8 protein-coding genes, 1 pseudogene and 2 CRISPR repeat arrays are annotated in these 16,830 nt (G+C 64.9%); of the genes and pseudogenes, 4 read left to right on the top strand and 5 right to left on the bottom strand.

Going from position 1 to position 16,830, the window contains the following annotated elements; all coding sequences use genetic code 11:
- Window positions 1-394: 394 nt before the first annotated feature.
- Window positions 395-1,768: direct repeats of the CRISPR family, unit length 29 nt; unit sequence GGGCTCATCCCCGCTCGCGCGGGGAGCAC.
- 474 nt (window positions 1,769-2,242) lie between these two features.
- The 5 genes and pseudogenes from DFR69_RS15765 to DFR69_RS15745 form a co-directional block, all read right to left on the bottom strand.
- Window positions 2,243-3,253, bottom strand: a pseudogene (locus DFR69_RS15765) (IS3 family transposase).
- Between the two features lie 125 nt (window positions 3,254-3,378).
- Window positions 3,379-3,573 (bottom strand): hypothetical protein, encoded by a 195-nt coding sequence (locus DFR69_RS15760; protein WP_110038329.1) that lies wholly within the window; start codon window positions 3,571-3,573, stop codon window positions 3,379-3,381.
- A gap of 409 nt (window positions 3,574-3,982) precedes the next feature.
- Window positions 3,983-5,281: a Uma2 family endonuclease gene (locus tag DFR69_RS15755; RefSeq protein ID WP_186817498.1), complete on the bottom strand. Its 1,299-nt coding sequence runs from the start codon at window positions 5,279-5,281 to the stop codon at window positions 3,983-3,985.
- Window positions 5,282-5,396: 115 nt separating this feature from the next.
- Window positions 5,397-6,731 (bottom strand): NACHT domain-containing protein, encoded by a 1,335-nt coding sequence (locus DFR69_RS34470; RefSeq protein WP_167456285.1) that lies wholly within the window; start codon window positions 6,729-6,731, stop codon window positions 5,397-5,399.
- Between the two features lie 525 nt (window positions 6,732-7,256).
- Window positions 7,257-10,097: direct repeats of the CRISPR family, unit length 29 nt; unit sequence GGGCTCATCCCCGCTCGCGCGGGGAGCAC.
- Window positions 10,098-11,330: 1,233 nt separating this feature from the next.
- Window positions 11,331-12,017, bottom strand: a complete 687-nt coding sequence (locus tag DFR69_RS15745) for a TetR/AcrR family transcriptional regulator (protein ID WP_110038327.1) — start codon at window positions 12,015-12,017, stop codon at window positions 11,331-11,333.
- A gap of 91 nt (window positions 12,018-12,108) precedes the next feature.
- Between DFR69_RS15745 and DFR69_RS15740 the strand changes: the two genes are divergently transcribed.
- From DFR69_RS15740 to DFR69_RS15725, 4 genes are all read left to right on the top strand, one after another.
- Window positions 12,109-13,290, top strand: a complete 1,182-nt coding sequence (locus DFR69_RS15740) for a serine hydrolase domain-containing protein (protein ID WP_110038326.1) — start codon at window positions 12,109-12,111, stop codon at window positions 13,288-13,290.
- A 74-nt stretch (window positions 13,291-13,364) separates the two neighbouring features.
- A complete protein-coding gene (locus tag DFR69_RS15735) occupies window positions 13,365-14,195 on the top strand; it encodes a PucR family transcriptional regulator (protein ID WP_167456284.1) in 831 nt (276 codons plus the stop codon).
- 171 nt (window positions 14,196-14,366) lie between these two features.
- Entirely contained in the window at window positions 14,367-15,251 is an 885-nt protein-coding gene (locus tag DFR69_RS15730; protein ID WP_110038324.1) for a diiron oxygenase, read from the top strand.
- A 13-nt stretch (window positions 15,252-15,264) separates the two neighbouring features.
- Entirely contained in the window at window positions 15,265-16,671 is a 1,407-nt protein-coding gene (locus DFR69_RS15725; RefSeq protein ID WP_110038323.1) for an FAD-dependent oxidoreductase, read from the top strand.
- The last annotated feature ends 159 nt before the right edge of the window (window positions 16,672-16,830 follow it).

Genomic DNA, 16,830 nt, shown 5'->3' with positions numbered 1-16,830 from the left:
TTTCCCCCTTTCGCCTGCCACCCCCGCTATCCGCGACTGCCGACCATACCCACTTCCACCGACAATTACACGCGCCCTGCGAAATTCGCCGAGATTCCTGCTTTCCACGAACTGCACTGTGACCGACCACGGCGCAGAAGGTAGAGCATCTACCCGGCTCATCCAGCTCAGGCGGGGAGCGCGATCTGGCCGGATCGCCGATCCGCATCAACACGGGCTGACCCCCGCTCGCGCGGGAAGCACTTGACGCCGATGACTGGTAGGCGTTGGTCTGGGTCTCATCCTCGCTCGCGCGGGGAGCACCGAATCACCTTGCCGTCGACCACCTTCTACATGGACTCATCCCCGCTCGCGCGGGAGCACGTTATCTGCCTACGGTGCTCACCGTGCAGACCGGGCTCATCCCCGCTCGCGCGGGGAGCACCGCACCTCGTCCTCGGTTGGGCCGTCGGTCCAGGGCTCATCCCCGCTCGCGCGGGGAGCACGGCGTCACCCGCCGCGCCCTGCGCGGCTACAAGGGCTCATCCCCGCTCGCGCGGGGAGCACTTGTTGCCGCCGTAGGGCGCCCATCCGGGCGAGGGCTCATCCCCGCTCGCGCGGGGATCACAGGCCGGCGACCCGGTGATTGATTCGCAGCTGGGGCTCATCCCCGCTCGCGCGGGGAGCACTACGCCTCCAAAGCCGGGTTCAGCAATCGCCTGGGCTCATCCCTGCTCGCGCGGGGAGCACGCGATCCTCGACCTGCTGCTCACGCTCGTGCGGGGCTCATCCCCGCTCACGCGGGGAGCACGGTGTGCACGGAACTCGATTCCTGGCCAGCGCGGGCTCATCCCCGCTCGCGCGGGGAGCACATACCTCCAAGCGGGATCGGCTTGTTGCCGTCGGGCTCATCCCCGCTCGCGCGGGGAGCCACCCACGGGTCGCCCCGATAGGTCATGTAGCCGGGCTCATCCCCGCTCGCGCGGGGAGCACATGGTGATCGCTCCTCGGCCGCGGTCGCGGCGGGGCTCATCCCCGCTCGCGCGGGGAGCACGGTATCGGTCATGGGGCTATTCCTCCTCGAGGGGGCTCATCCCCGCTCGCGCGGGGAGCACTCACGGCTTCCCTTCTACGTTCGCCAGCGCCGCGGGCTCATCCCCGCTCGCGCGGGGAGCACGCCTCGATACCGATGGTCACCTGGTTCGCGTTGGGCTCATCCCCGCTCGCGCGGGGAGCACCCTGTGGCCGACGGAGATCACTCAGCTGCAGGAGGGCTCATCCCCGCTCGCGCGGGGAGCACTACAGCAATCCGTTTCTTCCCCCGGAGATCCAGGGCTCATCCCCGCTCGCGCGGGGAGCACTTTTGTTGCTTAACAATAGCGTCCAGACGTTTGGGCTCATCCCCGCTCGCGCGGGGAGCACTGCACCCCCTAGTCGTACGGTTCCCCTCACCTGGGCTCATCCCCGCTCGCGCGGGGAGCACGCGGTCTTGAGGTCCACGCCCACTCGGCGCCCGGGCTCATCCCCGCTCGCGCGGGGAGCACGAGGTCGAACCGCCGAGCTTCTACACCGCCCAGGGCTCATCCCCGCTCGCGCGGGGAGCACTGGAACTTGACAATGCCCCGTTCCAGCCGGGAGGGCTCATCCCCGCTCGCGCGGGGAGCACGTCTATCGGCGCATGGCGCGGCAGGACGCACAGGGGCTCATCCCCGCTCGCGCGGGGAGCACAACGAGGAGTTCGTGAGGCTGCTGCAGGAGGCGGGCTCATCCCCGCTCGCGCGGGGAGCACACTAATTGACCTGCTCGTTTACCGCACAATCACACGATTCTTATTCACTTTCACCCAAACTCCTCCTCAGCCACGGCAGACCACCACTGTCCTCCAAATCAAGTCGCAACCAGCATCGCCATCCGAATCCAACCTGAACCGCCCCGGGATCGATGCGCACCGGGTATCTGTTTCCAGCCGGTTGCCCGGCGTGGACCGCATAGTAGTCGGCTTCGTGTTCAGCCGGCGGTCGACCGAGTCAGCGCATGATCCGGGACTGGTTGAACCAGCCGACCCAGTCCACGGTGAGTAACTCGACAACGGCGAGCCGGGTCAATAGACCGCGCCGGAACGGGGAATCATCCCGGATCGCTTCGGTTTTGTAGAGCCCGATCGCAGTGTCGGCCAGTGCATCCTCGCAGGCGCCACCGACGGAACCGATCGACGGGCGTGGATCCGAAAGTGACAGTGAATCCCCCCGGCGTGTCCGGAGACTTACTGATATGACAGCCCGGCCGAGTGCTGGGCTGGGTGTTGAGCGTAGTAGGCGGTCTCCATCTCCGCCGGTGGCATGTCGCCGCAGTACTGGTAGAGGCGTCGATAATTGAACCAGTCGACCCATTCGGCGGTGGCGAACTCGACCTGGTCTGCGTTGCGCCACGGCCCCTGGGGTTTGATCAGTTCGGTTTTGTAGAGACCGTTGATCGTCTCGGCGAGGGCATTGTCGTAGCTCGATCCCACCGCGCCTACGCTGGGCTGGATTCCCGCCTCGGCGAGCTGCTCAGTGAAGGCGATCGAGGTATATTGAGCGCCCCTATCTGTGTGGTGGACAACATCTTTCACGTCCCAGCCCGCCCTTTCCCGGGTCCACTTCGCATGATCGATCGCGTCGAGCACGAGCGCGGTCGTCATCGTGGTGCCGGTGCGCCAGCCGATGATCCTGCGCGCGTAGGCGTCGATCACGAACGCCACGTAGACCCAACCGGACCAGGTCGACACATAGGTCATGTCGGCCACCCACAGCTGGTTCGGCGCTGCCGGCGCGAACTTGCGTTGCACCAGATCCTGCGGCCGCTGCGCGGCCGGATCGTCGATCGTGGTGCACTTGACCCGGCCGCGGACCGCGCCCCGCAACCCCAGCTGCTGCATCAGCCGCTCCACGGTGCAACGACCCACCTCGATGCCCTCACGGTTGAGTTGCAGCCACACTTTCCGGGCACCGTAGACGCCGTAGTTCTCGCGGTGGACCCGCGCGATCTCCACCGTCTGTTCCTCGTCGCGGCGGTCCCGCTTGCTCGAAACTCCTCGGCGGTGTTCGTAATAGGTTGATGGGGCGATCTTGACACCGAGCTCGGTGAGCGCAGATCGACTCGACACCCAGCAACTCGGCGACCGCCCCGATCTCCGCCCACTCCGACTCGTGCTGGTCGCGGACCTCCGCAACCATCCGCACCGCCCCCCCACGCGCAACTCCTGCGGGTACTTCCTCGAACTCACAGACTTCATCCTTCCTCAAGAGATGAAGTCTCCGGAATCGCCGGGGGGATTCACTGGAAGGCCCGCGTTTACGTCCGAGACGCCTCCGGCCGGCGACGCGACGTCACCCGTTTCTCCCCGAGCAAGCTCGGCGCTCAAGGGCGCGCGCTGCCTGATCGCACCAGCCAGCGCGCGCCCGATGCCGTGCTGGTTGCCGCCGTCGACATCCGCGTCGACGCCTCGCTGCCGAACGGACCGCCTACTGCCAGCTGCTCGACGAGGTCCGCGAGCACTTGGCCGAGGAATTGCTCGTCTCCGCACGACTCCCCGTCGAACGGGTCGCGCTGCACCTCGGCTATCTCGAAGTGACCAGCTTCCTCAAGCCTTCCGGCGTTGGAAAGGCGTCGGACCCTGCTGGTTCCGCGCCAGAACCACCTTGAGGCAATAGTCCTCAGCGCTGCGATCCATCGAGCTCGGACTGTTCATGGAATTGCGGCTGGTGAGGTTGAGGCGAACACGCTCGACCCAGACCTTGCAGCGACTGTGCACCGAAGGCTCGACAGGGACGAGCGCACGCTCGCGGCGACCACGGGCGCGCCACAACACTGTCAGGTCTTCGACAGCAAGGTGATGGCCGTTTTGAAGGTTCCACTTCAGCGCGAAACTCGGAGGTGTTGGCAACCACCGCGCCAGATGTGTCCCGTTGTGCACCAACAGCTTCCACGCATGGCACTCGCAGCACGGCGACGGCCCCTACGCCTATTTCGCCAGTTTCATAAATCCCACGGTTTCAAGCTTTACATTCGCGGGTGGAGGCAAACAAAGCATATCCCCGAACGCTATCTCATCCTCGCTGGCATAGCATCCACAGTCCGGATCTCGAAATGTTGTAATCGTCTTCCCTTGGAGATCGATCAAGAAATAGAGAGGAACGCCAGCCGCAGCATAGAAATGCCTCTTGTAGTTTCGACCGTTGACGAGATCATCCTTGGAGCAGAAGTCTGCAGCAAGCCACACTCCAGACCCCTGGAAGGCATCCCCGAATTCCTCACTGCCTTGACGCGGAGAACCCGGCGGCGAAGCCAGGAGCGCCGAAGTCGCGAACTCCAGTTCACCGTTTGCAATCACACCATCTGCGTGCACGATAATCTGACCGAATTGCGGACATTCTCGCAGCAATGTCGCGAAATGACTTGCAAACTTGCGTATTGCAATGCCTCGTCGTCGACGCAGCGTTGGCCGAATAGTGATCCATCCGTGATGCATACCCTCGACTACCCCCCGATCCTTCAGTTCTCGCCGAAGTGCCACCGCCAAACCTCGCATCTGGTCGTCAATTTCCCGACTTTGATTTCCAATGTGAAGGCGAGAATCATGTGCATCAACAATAATTCCCGGGGGTAGCAGAATATCAGCCAGAAGGTATTTCTCTGCCCTATTTCCCCTTACGTCCAGCTTGCGGCCCATGCGTACGAGAAGACTCCTCCGCACAACGATCTTAGGCGGAGCCACTTTAGCTGCATACCGAAAAAGTTGCCGGACTGCACGGTGGCCCGCATCGTCCAACAGCCCTTGAACAATCGTACGGCGCCGAATACTGTCAGGCGAGTCAAGATCCTTAAGAACTTCATGAATGTGGCGAATTCGCTTCTGGCGCATTTGCTTCGAGCTCTCCGTGTGGCCAGATCGCCTCACCAAATAGCGTTCTGTCCATTCCGCCAAATCCGGCACGCTGATGACTTCTAGTTCAACGATTTTTTCGGACAGCCAAGTCGTCTCCTCCCCCGTGCAGATGTCATCGACCTCGCGCTCTGGTTGCTCCTGAAGCTTTCGTATCGCCCCGAATGGACGCATCCCACCGATATGTTTCCCGAGATTGTTCGGCAGCTTCGCTCGCAGCATGACCGGAGCGGTCAGCCCCCAAACACCTGCAACCACAAAACTCCGGTACGGGCTAGGCGGCCCACCGGCGGGATCCTCAAATATTTGAAATCCTATCTGCGTGAATCCCAAAAGCACAACACTAAAGGCGGCGTCAAAGACCAGGACGAGACACATAGGCCTCCACGCTCGCCACCGCAATGCTCGGTCGGTACCAACAGACTTCTTCATCAATGAGGCAAGGATCGATGCGACGACCGCCACAACTACCGGCAAACCAAAACTTTGCACTCTAACCGCCAGCCACCGTAAATGAGTCACTGATTCGATACCTGGCACCAGTAGCCAAGTTGGAGGGGGACTCGACAGCCCCCAGTTCCGACAGGCGACGGAGCGAGGCAGAGACGCGACTCGGTGCAAGGCGGGACCTACTGCACACTTGACCGAGATCGTAGCTGACGCCAGCGGACATGGCGCCGAGAATTTGACGATCATCGTCGGTGGTCAAATGAACACGATTCCCCGACTCACCTGGGGTGATAGCCTCGCGGGAACGGGCCGACAGATATTCCTCGACGGCACTACGCGCGGATCCATTGTTTCCCAAGTTGAACTCACAGACAGCGAACATCAACAGCGACAGGGCCCAGAGCTGCGACCCCTTCATTCGACTGGCAGCCAAATATCCAGCCCTTGCAGACTCGTACTCACACAAGGCGAAGTACTCGTTGCCAATACCCAAAGCGGGAAGAGCCGGGTCTTCAGAAAATTGAGGATCAACAGTGGTGATCCGCCCAATACTCGATGCCGCGTTCAACCCCAGCATAATCTGCTCGCGAACATCAGCATCACGCTCGGCGAACTCTTTCAGCATTCGAGCAGACCGTGTTACGTCAGGACGGTACGGTCGTTTAACATTTCCGGCCGTCAAATTTCCAAGCGCCAGTTCGAGGTTCTCCACGATACGTCGATGCGAGAATCCTCTCATGACGGCAACATGAGATATTTTCAATTCAGCGGCCAACTGATCCCACGCGCCATCTGCCAGCCTCGACGACACCACTGCCCTGCCGCGATTACCATCGCACCATTGCTTGACTTGCCGCACAAGCGCACCGCGATGGGCCGAATCTACCTCGTCAATCCCATCAAGAAACAGGAATACCAGCCCCAGAGAATGCCATTCACGAGTAATCTCCTGAGGAATCGCGTACAAGTACGATGCCTGATCGGCAGTCCACTCGGCCAGCGGAACATCCGCACTCCAGTCACGCAGTGGCAGCACCAAAGGAATGAACTTGCTACTGCTTTCCAGGTAGTCAGCTGCAAATTCCGCCGCCAGCTTAAGGATGAGAATACTCTTACCCGATCCTCCGGTGCCGACTAACAGATGACAGGGCCGCTCCGCCTCGGACAGCTCCGAGATAAAATCATCATCCGACAGAGGAACGGAATCATCGACCTCCGCGCGAGCATCAACCCGCGCTCGCTGAACACCCCCCAAGGGCGACAGATCGATCCGTGGGCCCATCTCGATAATTTCACCGCAATTGAGATTGATCAGCGAATTATAGTGATCTCGAAGCCTTTTCACAGACTTTCGCGTGGCCGCGCCCGTGGTATCCATCGAGAACCGATAGCTCTTCCCCCTAGCGGGCCACATAACGACAGCAGGTATGAGCGTCGCGAGGACCGTGGCAAGTAGATGGAATCCCAAGTCGGCACTGATCGTAAGAACAAAAGAAGCCCATAGCGCGGCCGATACAGCACCCGCCTGTCCGAGCCACTGCGGCCGTGATCGGGACTTGAGCGCTAGGCCGATCACCTTCGGAGACACCAAACTCGTTAGGCTAACTTCAGAAAAAGCCGGCTTGACTCTCACCCGCAGGCTCCTGGCTCGATAGTGAACTGAGTGGTCGGTTAATTGCCCTGGACAATCAAGGGAATAATAGTGTGCAATCTGACGATTCGCGCGACAACAGCCCCGTCATCTCACCCTGCGGACCTACCCTAACGACCGGTACTTTTTGGGGAGCCTCGCAGAACGACCTCCCATGCCAGTCACCATGCGCCAGGGATCGCTTTCAGGATCCGACACAGAACCAGCCACTCAGAACCCCACCTTTGGCGGGCCGAAGATCGACCGCAGGCAGGGCTCATCCCCGCTCGCGCGGGGAGCACACGTCTTGGGCGAGCTGCGTCAGGTCGAGATTGGGCTCATCCCCGCTCGCGCGGGGAGCACGGTGATGCGACGGACGGCTTCGGCCAGTTGCTGGGCTCATCCCCGCTCGCGCGGGGAGCACTCGTCCTGCGTCCAGACCTGGGCGTACTCGGTGGGCTCATCCCCGCTCGCGCGGGGAGCACGAGGGGTCATTCTCAGCCGAGCTGGGTACTGAGGGCTCATCCCCGCTCGCGCGGGGAGCACTTGTCCAGAAACTCGCGTAGGACCGCGGCCACAGGCTCATCCCCGCTCGCGCGGGGAGCACACCGGGAGGCCGGCGCCGACTGCCGCGTTCTTGGGCTCATCCCCGCTCGCGCGGGGAGCACCTATCAGTTGACACCCACAAGGCACGGTTTCCGGGCTCATCCCCGCTCGCGCGGGGAGCACGGTCAGCTCGACGTCGATGCCGAGCCCGCGCAGGGCTCATCCCCGCTCGCGCGGGGAGCACCGCCACTCGTCGGCGACGCCTGGCGGCGAGTGGGGCTCATCCCCGCTCGCGCGGGGAGCACCGCTGCGTCCCCGTGCTCAGCCAACCTTCCTCGGGCTCATCCCCGCTCGCGCGGGGAGCACCCCTTGGTGTTCACCGTGATCGGGGCGACCCTGGGCTCATCCCCCCTCGCGCGGGGAGCACTTCTCGGAGCTGTACGCGACGCTGCCGTTCCGGGGCTCATCCCCGCTCGCGCGGGGAGCACGTCGTGATCGCGCACCGATTCCGCGACGGTGCGGGCTCATCCCCGCTCGCGCGGGGAGCACATCATCGCGGTGCGCTCGGCCATCAGAATCGGGGGCTCATCCCCGCTCGCGCGGGGAGCACATGCTCTTCCGCGCCCTCGGGCGCGATCTCCGGGGCTCATCCCCGCTCGCGCGGGGAGCACCACAGATTCGGCCAGAAGTGCCCGCACACCGGGGGCTCATCCCCGCTCGCGCGGGGAGCACCAGCCGCCATAGCGCCGGGAGCGGACGTGCGGGGGCTCATCCCCGCTCGCGCGGGGAGCACAGCGGGCGCCAGGCCACGTCCTGCGCGGGGATGGGCTCATCCCCGCTCGCGCGGGGAGCACTCACGGTGTGTGCGTGGTTCTGGGTGTTGGCGGGGCTCATCCCCGCTCGCGCGGGGAGCACGTGGACGGGGTGTGGCACACCCACGACCACCGGGGCTCATCCCCGCTCGCGCGGGGAGCACGTGTCCCGGTACGGGCCGGTGTCGGTGTTCACGGGCTCATCCCCGCTCGCGCGGGGAGCACCCGGTGCTCAACGTGCCCGACGACCAGGACGCGGGCTCATCCCCACTCGCGCGGGGAGCACCTGACCACGTTCGGGTTCGGCGTGTAGGTGTTGGGCTCATCCCCGCTCGCGCGGGGAGCACGCGCCGGTGAACGATGCGCTCGCGGCCGGGTAGGGCTCATCCCCGCTCGCGCGGGGAGCACTTGACGAACCCGGCGTCGGGGGCGGTCGTTTCGGGCTCATCCCCGCTCGCGCGGGGAGCACATGCCGGTCGCGATCTGCTCCAGCTTGGCGAGGGGCTCATCCCCGCTCGCGCGGGGAGCACTCCCACGCCAAGCGCAGCCGCTCGGCGAGGTGCGCGACGGGCTCATCCCCGCTCGCGCGGGGAGCACAACGCCGCGTCCAGACGCCACACCACATCGGCGGGCTCATCCCCGCTCGCGCGGGGAGCACGTCGTCGCGATCGACGCTGCCTCGCTGTCCGCGGGCTCATCCCCGCTCGCGCGGGGAGCACAGCACCGCAAGGACAATCGCGAACTGTGAGGCGGGCTCATCCCCGCTCGCGCGGGGAGCACTCCAGGTACTTGCCGACCTGCTCAAGACCCAGGGGCTCATCCCCGCTCGCGCGGGGAGCACGCCAGCTGCTCACGGATCACCGGCGACTCGGTGGGCTCATCCCCGCTCGCGCGGGGAGCACGCCAACGCCTCGGCGGCATACTCGGCGGGGCTGGGCTCATCCCCGCTCGCGCGGGGAGCACAAGGGCAAGACCGGCAAAGACGCGATCAAGGCGGGCTCATCCCCGCTCGCGCGGGGAGCACCGCGGCGGGCGCGGTGTACGCGGCGCCGGACAGGGCTCATCCCCGCTCGCGCGGGGAGCACGCAGGTGCGAGCGTGCGCTGTCGGCGTCGCCGGGGCTCATCCCCGCTCGCGCGGGGAGCACAGGAACATCACGCCGTTCATCAGCGACCAGAAGGGCTCATCCCCGCTCGCGCGGGGAGCACGCTCAAGCTAATCCGGCTTTGGGTTATCGCGTGGGCTCATCCCCGCTCGCGCGGGGAGCACACTGGTGCGCCCGAAAGCGCGCCGCGCGAAAAGGGCTCATCCCCGCTCGCGCGGGGAGCACAAGACGGCGAGCACCGTGTACTACACGCACGAGGGCTCATCCCCGCTCGCGCGGGGAGCACTCTATCGAGCGGTTCAACGGCGTAGCCGATCAGGGCTCATCCCCGCTCGCGCGGGGAGCACGTCATCGGTTCCCCTTTCGTGGGCCGGGCCCGGGGCTCATCCCCGCTCGCGCGGGGAGCACCCGAGGGCGGCCACCACCGGCCGGTCGGTCATGGGCTCATCCCCGCTCGCGCGGGGAGCACCAAGGCGGGCCGCCAGGCCCGCCGCCCCGCTAGGGCTCATCCCCGCTCGCGCGGGGAGCACCAGCTCGCTGGAATCGCCTCGGTGGCCCACGCGGGCTCATCCCCGCTCGCGCGGGGAGCACGAAAACGTCCCCGAATTCGCCACTTGGCCGCTGGGCTCATCCCCGCTCGCGCGGGGAGCACACTAACTGACCTGCATGTTTACCGCACGATCACGCGATTCTCATTCACTTTCACTCAAGTTCCTCCACCTCACACAGACCACCACTGTCCTCCACCCGAGTAACAGCCAGGATTGACATCCCAGATACCTACTCCACCACCACGTCACAAACTTGTGCTGGCCGTCATGCCAGCCCGCTCATCACCTGCGTCTGCTAACTTAGCCTCCAACGCTTCGGCGTGGGTTGCCTCCGACAGACGACGACATCGCCAGCTCCTCGAAATCCCGAAACCAACGAGCCGACGATCCGCACCTATATGCTCGGTGGACAACCTCCCGAGGCCACCGTGCTGCGACCGACCCGGGTGAGCGTTCTGCCTTGGCGATACTGCTGACAGGGAGTGTTCGGAAGTCACCAAGGCGCCTTGCGACTTAGCCTGCATACTGCTGGCCCAAGCACCCGGTGGCGGTCTGCCGATATACTCGACCACAGGAAGAGCTACTGATCGCAACACATAAGTGAGCGACGCATGCCTTCCATCTCTCCCCCATCGCCGGACTCCGCGAATTCCGGGTCTTCTTTTCCTGACGACGAAACCCGGCTGACGAGCGCAGATCTCGCGGCTCGCTGCCACACACACAAGACCATCGCCTCCTGGGCGTCGGGCCCCGATACAGCCACCTCGGCCGACACCGCCGATACCGGCCTGCAGCCGTTCGCGCCTGGGAAGGACAACGACTTCGCGATACCAAACCGAGCCAGGCCGGCGAACCCGCGTACGCAGCGACCGCCGAGGACGACAGTTGGCTCACCACCACCGATCTCGCCCAGCGGCTGCAGATCCCGGCCAAGACACTGCCCGCCTGGGCCGGCACCGCCGCTGCCGGCTCGCTGATATCCGGGCGTGGGAACGCCAACGCCCCGACTTCGAGCCGATCCGCTTCCGACGCAACCACCTGAGTTTCCACCCGCGGCTTTGGACGCGGCATGTCGCCAGTGCTGCCGCGAGCACCCGTAACCCTGCCATCTGTCCGTCCAAGAAGGGAGACTTGTGCCTGGACGACAAGCGCGTCCCGCAGGAACATTCGGAGCCCGTCCAGACCCCGCAAACAACGCAACGGGAGTATCCCGGTGCGCCTACACAACGGCCCATCAGCACTGTGGGAGCAAGCCATCGCCGCGCGGCGGACGGTAGGGTGAGCGCCGTGCTCTGACGGCGCGAGATGAACCACTGCGTCGGCGGATCTGGATGTCACTTGCGGCTTGCTCGTACCTCGATGGCGTCCATGAACAAGTCGAGCGCGATATCGAACTGGTCTTCCTCGTCCACTTCGGCCAGGTACGGCGCGACCGCCGCGATGTTGGGGTACTGAGCCGAGGGCAGGGCTAGATACTCGCGACTCCAGGCGTCGCGGTCCCCGGCCATGGCGTCCGCGGGTAAGGCGATCAGCGTGGCTTCCATGGAGGCGTAGGCCAGCGCGATTTCGACCAGCGCCCGGTAGCACGATGCGGCCTCGCGGCCTTGCAGGCCCGCCTGCCGCAGGGCGCCGAGGACGATCTCGGCGCCCGCGAACTCTGATGCCCGGCGGGTCGTGCGACCGGAAACAACCACCGCGACCTGCGGATGCGCGTGACAGGCGAGCCTCACACGCTGCGCCAGGCCTTTGAGCGTGGCTCGCCAGTCCTCGCTCACCTCGACACCAGCGAGCGCTTCGGTCATCAGCCGATCCGCCAAGGCCAGCATCAGATCGTCCTTGCCGCGGAAGTGCCGCAAGACCGCGGTGTGGTCGACGCCGAGTTCTGTACCGAGCCGCCGGAACGTGAGGGCATCGGACCCGTCGGCCTCGATGATTCCCATCGCCACCTCGATGATCCGATTCGGGGTGAGACCGCCGCGTGGGGCGCGTTTCCGGATCGGGGCGGCAGGGCTGGTCGGCATCGCGTCAGCATACCCGCCATTTAATCACCACTGTTGACACCAATGGTGACAAATGGTTGCATTCTGGCCACCTCACATGAACGGAGAACACATGTTCAAGCGAAGTCTGGTCGTCGCGATCTCGGCGGCGGCGGTGTTGTCGGCGCCGTGGGCGGCTCCCGCACAGGCCGAGGGTGCGCTGCCGTTGCCCCTGTTGCCGCACGTGCCCTTCTACTTCACCGACACCGCGGAGGCCTCCAGCCGACCGGAGCCACTGACCGCGCAGGGCCTCAAAGCCCTCGATGCGACCTACATCTACAAGGGCAAGACCCACACTGTCGCCGACTACCTCGAGCGGTCTTCGACCAGGGGATTCCTGGTCATGAAGGACAACCAGATCCTCGACGAGCGCTACTTCGGCGGCTATTCGGCGAGCAGCCGCTTCAACTCGTGGTCGGTCGGAAAGTCGATCACCTCTGCCGCGCTGGGAGTCGCGGTGTCGGAGGGGCGGATCACCTCGATCGACGACCCGGTCACCAAGTACGTCCCGGAGCTGGCGAAGAGCGGCTACAACGGGGTGAGCATCCGCAACGTCTTGCAGATGTCGTCGGGCACCGCCTACGACGAAACCGACTACACCAACCCCACCAAGGGCTCGACCGCCACCACGATCCGCATGGTCGCCGGCACCTCGCTGATCGACCAGGCCAAGGAGATCAAGCGCGAGCGACCCGCGGGAACGAAGTTCAACTACGACTCCATGGACACTTTCGTCCTGGGCTGGGTCGTGTCGAAGGCGACCGGCAAGTCGCTCTCGGACTACATCGAGGACCGCATCTGGAAGCCGACCGGGATGGAAACCTCGGCACTGATCGGCAAGGACTACAAGGGCAGCACCATCGGCTACTGCTGCTACCACGCCACTGTCCGCGACTTCGCCCGGTTCGGCCTGCTGTACCTACGCGACGGCCAGGCCGGCGGCAAGCAGGTCCTGCCCGCGCAGTGGGTCAAGGACTCCACCCACGCCTCCGCACCGCATTTGCAGCCGGGCAGCCTGCGCCCCGACAAGCCCGAAAGCTCGGAGAACAACTACGGCTACGGCTACCAGTGGTGGCTCGGCGACGGCGACCGCGGCGACTACTCCGCGATCGGCATCCTCGGCCAATTCATCTACGTCTCGCCCAAGGACGGCATCGTGATCGTCAAGAACAGCGAAGACCTCAACTCCGAGGCCAACATGGGCGAAGCCATCCACGCCTTCCGCGCCATCGCCGACGCTGCCGCCAAGCGATGACCTCGAACCGATGACAACACGTCCGGTCCCGCACCGGAGCCCGGGACCGGACGTGACCCTCAATGGGAGATCTGATGCTGACAATCGATGAAAACCCCTGTGCACCGGTGTACTCCGAGGACAGCACCGCCACCGCTGCTCTCAACGAGTTCGCGATATCGCTGCTGTCCGGCGGCCATGTCAACCTATCGATCGCCCGGCACTTCCAGATCCCGACCACCAACACATTCGTCGTCGTCGCTGTCGAATTCCCCGCCAGCCCGATCGCCACCACAGCCAACCGAGCTGCGGCAATTGTCGAGGCGCGATTGAAGGCCATCCGCCGATGCCTGGGCGCCGAGTGCGGGTTTCCCGTGCCGGCGCTCCTGGGTCCGATCTACGGCACCATCCTGATTCCCGGCTCGTCGGTCCTGGCTCGCCGAACCCATGAGCTTCCTGCGCTGCTGTCAGCGGTCACGCGACAGGCACCCACGGCAGCAGCCGTCGAATCCGCGACGACTGCGATCGCTGAGGCTGCCGCCACCGCCCACGAACTGCTCGACCTCGCGATCGGCCTCCGGAAGGAGCCCCGACTCTACGAACTGGGCGAGCTGGCTCTGGAGTACCAGATCACCCGCCCCGGACCAGGACGTGACCAGCTGGTCTCGCTACTGGAGCCTCTCGAGGAACATCCCGAGCTGATCCACACGCTGGCAGCGATGATCTGCCAAGGCTTCGATCGCAAACGCAGTGCCCGTCGGCTGTGCGTTCATCCCAACACCATCGACTACCGCATGCGTCGAATCTCGGCCTTGACCGGCCTGTCCGTCACCCACGCCTCGCACTGGCGACTGTTCGCCGCCTACACCGCCCGGGCATTCGTCCGAGCCGAACGCGCTCACCACCTCGGCGACGAAGCGCGCTGACCTGCCGGGCTATAGCCCTCGGCACACGTTATGACCTCGCATCGGTTGCTCGCACCCGCGAACGCCGGGCGCTCGAGACGAAAACACTGTTGGAACTGACGCACCCGAAGTCCTCGGGGTTAGGCGTGCAAGCGAACCATGCTGCGCGGGCGTCGATTTGGAGAGTTTGACATGCCCACGCCAGAAGAATCCACCCCGCTGTACGGAGAGCTAATCGCCTCCGCCAAACGGCTCTCGTTCGACCTACGCGGCACCGAATCCGACGCACAGGTCGACCGCGCCAGCCACGGGATGACCCCCGAGTGGTCCCCGCTCTATGGCACCCCGACCTGGACCCGCATGACCGAGGCCGAGCAGAGGCAGCTCACGCGCCGCGAAGTCTCCCACTTCCTCGGCGTGGCGATCTGGCTGGAAGTCGCGCTACAGATCGTGCTGCTTCGGCGCAACCACAGCGTCGACCCGACCCGCGCGGATGTGAAGTTCCTGTTCAACGAATGCGCTGACGAGAGCCTGCACTCGCTGATGTTCGTCGCCGCGATCGAACAGCTCGGCGAACGCCACAGCCCGCTTGATCGGCTGCTCGTCTTCATCGGCTGGCTGTTTCACACCTTCGCCTGGGGCGAGGTCGCCTACGGAATTGTCCTCGCCGGCGAAGAGATCTTCGACGTGATGCAACGTGACTGGTCGATCGACGACAGGGTCGCTCCCGCGGTCCGACGCAGCTCACACGTCCACGTGGTCGAGGAGTCCCGGCACATGAGCTTCGCGCGCCAGAAGATCCGAGATCAGCTGCGCCACGTCTCAGCCGTTCGCCGCCACATCAGCGCAGTCCTGATCGCCGTAGGCGCGCACATCATCGCCAAGGGACTGATCAACAAGGGAATCTACCGCGGCCTCGGACTGCACTGGCCTGCGGCGAAGCGCGATATCGACCGCAACGAGCACCATCGCATGATGTTTCGCAGGGCAACCGCGCCACTGCTCGAGTTCCTCGACCGCGAAGGGCTGTTGAACACCCTCGCGCGCACCATCTACCGCAAGTCGAACCTCCTGTGAAAGGCGCCCGGCCGTGAGTTACGTGATCCTCGGGCACTGTTGCAAGGACGGATCCTGCCTCCAGGTCTGCCCGCAGAACTGCATCCATCCCGCACCCGGCGAACCAAGCTTCGCCACCGTCGAACACCTCTACATCGACCCCGCCACCTGCATCGACTGCTCAGCCTGCGCCGATGCGTGCCCGGCACAAGCCATCAAACCCGAAGCAGCGCTGACCGAAACCGAACAGGTCTACGCCCAAAAGAGCAGCACGTACTTCGACCTGCTCGCGACCACCCGACCGCCGCGTACCAGCACACCAGCGATCCCGATCGCCCTGCGCTCCAGCTCGTTTCGCGTCGCCGTCGTCGGCGCCGGATCCGCCGCGATGTACACGGTGCGCGAACTGCTGCAACGCTCCACCTCGGTCCAGATCACCGTGTACGAGCAGAGCCCGCACCTGGGAGGGCTCCTGCGGACCGCGGTCTCGCCTGACCACCGCGGGATCCGGCAGATGATGCGGTTGTTCGACATCCCCTTTGCCGACCCGAGGGTGCAGACTCGCTTCGATACCCGCGTCGGGGTCGAGGTGACGATGGAATTCCTTCGCAGTCGATACGACGCCGTTGTCCTGGCATACGGCGCCGCTCGGCCGCGAGAGATCACCGCGCCGGCGGCCGCGGACGTCCATCAAGCGATTGATGCGCTCACCAGCGCTCACGCCGCTCACGCCGCTGGCAGCGGCCCGATCAGACTGGTTGCCGGACCGACCGTGATGATCATCGGTGGCGGCAACGTTGCGTTCGATGTCGCGATGAGCATCGCCAAACAACGGATCCTCACCCAGTCCGGAGCGCCGATCACCCGGGTGGTCATCGTCGCGCGCTCGCCGGCATCGCGACCGTCGTTCACGTTCTCGGCTCTGTACGAGCTGAGCCAACACGACGTCGATATCGCCGTCGACACCGGCGGCACGCCGATCAGCGACGTCGCGGCGGATCCGTTGGTCCGGCGGCTGGCCGCTATAGCGCGAGACGGCGGTGCGCTGGCACGTTCCGCGCCGTTGTCGGTCGAACTGGTCTTCGGGCGGGAGGTGATCGCGCTGACCACGGCCGACGGTGGGATCCGCCTCAGAACAGAACAGGTCGCGGCCGGTGGTCGAGTCCGACTGACGACTGTGGCAGCAGAGGACCTGAGCGCCGACTCGGTCATCATGGCCTCGGGATTCGTCTGTGAGCCGATGCCAGGGGTTCCCCTCGGAGCTGACGGCGCCGTTCACAACCACCAGGGCCGCGTTGTCTCGCCCGTGAGCGGCGAGACTGTCGAGGGGCTCTATGTCGTCGGCTGGGCCAAGCGCGGCGGGCGCGGCGGAGTAGGCGAGAACCGGCGCTGTGCAGCCCAAACCGTCAACATGATGGTTGCCGACAGAGGCGCCATCTGACCTGCTACGAACCCACGAACAGCGGATCCACGTCAGCGCGTGCACCTAGTGCAAGGATGCGGTTTGAGGTTCCCCCGCTTTCTCGGAGGGCTCTGACTGTGGTCCGATAGGACCGGAAGGAGTCATTCGTGGCAGCACCGAAGAAGTACCCGGACGAGT

Source organism: Nocardia neocaledoniensis (genome assembly GCF_003182135.1).
Taxonomy (GTDB): Bacteria; Actinomycetota; Actinomycetes; order Mycobacteriales; family Mycobacteriaceae; genus Nocardia; species Nocardia neocaledoniensis.
The sequence above is the reverse complement of the archived record's forward strand: the minus strand, read 5'-3'. Positions and strand labels throughout refer to the sequence as shown.

Bases quoted from the DNA above. Each gene is read 5' to 3' on its own strand.
- DFR69_RS15755 (WP_186817498.1), bottom strand. From the start codon at position 5,281: ATGTGTCTCGTCCTGGTCTTTGACGCCGCCTTTAGTGTTGTGCTTTTG.
- DFR69_RS34470 (WP_167456285.1), bottom strand. From the start codon at position 6,731: ATGGATACCACGGGCGCGGCCACGCGAAAGTCTGTGAAAAGGCTTCGA.
- DFR69_RS15745 (WP_110038327.1), bottom strand. From the start codon at position 12,017: ATGCCGACCAGCCCTGCCGCCCCGATCCGGAAACGCGCCCCACGCGGC.
- DFR69_RS15740 (WP_110038326.1), top strand. From the start codon at position 12,109: ATGTTCAAGCGAAGTCTGGTCGTCGCGATCTCGGCGGCGGCGGTGTTG.
- DFR69_RS15735 (WP_167456284.1), top strand. From the start codon at position 13,365: ATGCTGACAATCGATGAAAACCCCTGTGCACCGGTGTACTCCGAGGAC.
- DFR69_RS15730 (WP_110038324.1), top strand. From the start codon at position 14,367: ATGCCCACGCCAGAAGAATCCACCCCGCTGTACGGAGAGCTAATCGCC.